Origin of the sequence: Zhongshania sp., assembly GCF_041584495.1 — a bacterium.
GTDB lineage: Bacteria > Pseudomonadota > Gammaproteobacteria > Pseudomonadales > Spongiibacteraceae > Spongiibacter.
On sequence record NZ_JBFHDY010000301.1, the window covers coordinates 1 to 1,239 of the forward strand.

Annotated in this window: 3 protein-coding genes; all 3 read left to right on the plus strand. The window is 50.6% G+C overall.

All coding sequences use genetic code 11. The annotated features are described in order from the left end of the window. Nucleotides 1–51: 51 nt before the first annotated feature. The 3 genes from ABYP33_RS19335 to ABYP33_RS19345 are packed head-to-tail and all read left to right on the plus strand — an operon-like array spanning nucleotide 52 to nucleotide 1,104. Complete coding sequence (locus ABYP33_RS19335; protein WP_373093008.1) at nucleotides 52–711, plus strand: site-specific DNA-methyltransferase; 660 nt, start codon at nucleotides 52–54, stop codon at nucleotides 709–711. After that, nucleotides 711–890 carry a hypothetical protein gene (locus ABYP33_RS19340; RefSeq protein ID WP_373093010.1) on the plus strand — a complete coding sequence of 60 codons (180 nt, stop codon included), beginning with the start codon at nucleotides 711–713 and terminating at the stop codon, nucleotides 888–890. Before ABYP33_RS19335 ends, ABYP33_RS19340 begins: the two co-directional genes overlap by 1 nt. Continuing rightward, on the plus strand, nucleotides 883–1,104 hold the full coding sequence (locus ABYP33_RS19345; RefSeq protein ID WP_373093012.1) for a hypothetical protein: 222 nt from the start codon (nucleotides 883–885) through the stop codon (nucleotides 1,102–1,104). The genes ABYP33_RS19340 and ABYP33_RS19345 overlap by 8 nt, the downstream gene beginning before the upstream one ends. Nucleotides 1,105–1,239: the final 135 nt, after the last annotated feature.

The window sequence follows — 1,239 nt, forward strand, 5'->3', positions numbered from 1 at the left end:
CTGGACTGTCGCACGGGCTTGGATGAGTGATGTTGCGGGGGAGGGGGTGTTGTGAGTGTGGAAATTCTAAACATAGACTGCATGGAGTACATGGCGTCGCTCCCGGATAAGGCGTTTGATCTGGCTATTGTTGATCCGCCTTATGGGATAGGGGAGAGCGGCGCAACAAACAAAAGCAGGGGCAAGCTGGCCTTGGCTAAAGACTACAAACCATTTGCGGGGGGCGACCTTTGTGCGCCTGATTCTGACTACTTTGACCAGCTAAAGCGAGTAAGCAGAAATCAAATAATCTGGGGTGCAAATCACTTCATTGATGGTATACCTTTTATGTGTAATTCACCCTGCTGGGTTGTCTGGGATAAGGTCAATGGAGGGAGTGATTTTGCAGATTGCGAGTTAGCTTGGACTAGCTTTAAGACAGCCGTTCGCTTGTTTCGCTTTCAATGGGCGGGGATGCTACAGGGCGACATGAAAAACAAAGAGCACCGAATCCACCCCACCCAAAAACCCGTCAAGCTCTACCAATGGCTGCTGGCCAACTATGCCAAAGAAGGCGACCGGATACTTGATACCCATCTCGGCAGCGGCTCTAGCGCCATAGCAGCCCATTATGGCGGGTTCGACTTTGTTGGGTGCGAGCTAGACGAGGACTATTATAAGGCCGCTTGTGAGCGGTTTAACAATGAGACAGCGCAGGAGGATATGTTCTAATGATCCACAAATCCGAAATAAAAGTTAAAGACCCCATCCGTGCCCAAATCGAGGCGCAGGTGGCGGAGTATCTAGCCCGAGGCGGAAAGGTCAAGACCGTGCCGTCTGAGTGCCGCCAGGATGACAAGGCGCGTGTTAAGTCGTTTTTGTATAACTATGGGGATAGCGACAATGGATAACATCAACCACTGGGATATGTCCCGCATTTACAACCAAATTGCAGAGTGGCCCGAACGTGTCAAAACCCTCAGACCCGAAAACAGAGCAACCGACCCGAACAGAGAAGTTAAGCACCTGCTCGCGTCACCGGATGGAACCAGTAGTGAATGCGCACGAGATGCGTTTAGTCTGCTGGTACTGCCGATGGTGCCGCCTAGTCATCCCAGTGAATGAAAAGTAGGGGGCTTATAACAAATGGGTATAGAGGGATACGTGCTATACGGTGCCATTGTGTTTATGATGGTTTACTGTGAGATATTTGTGGGAGGGGTTGAGCAATGGAATTGAATCTTGAGGAGGAGCGGAAAC

What these genes read in the sequence shown, in the direction of transcription:
- ABYP33_RS19340 (WP_373093010.1), top strand. Translation starts at nt 711, where the DNA reads ATGATCCACAAATCCGAAATAAAAGTTAAAGACCCCATCCGTGCCCAA.
- ABYP33_RS19345 (WP_373093012.1), top strand. Translation starts at nt 883, where the DNA reads ATGGATAACATCAACCACTGGGATATGTCCCGCATTTACAACCAAATT.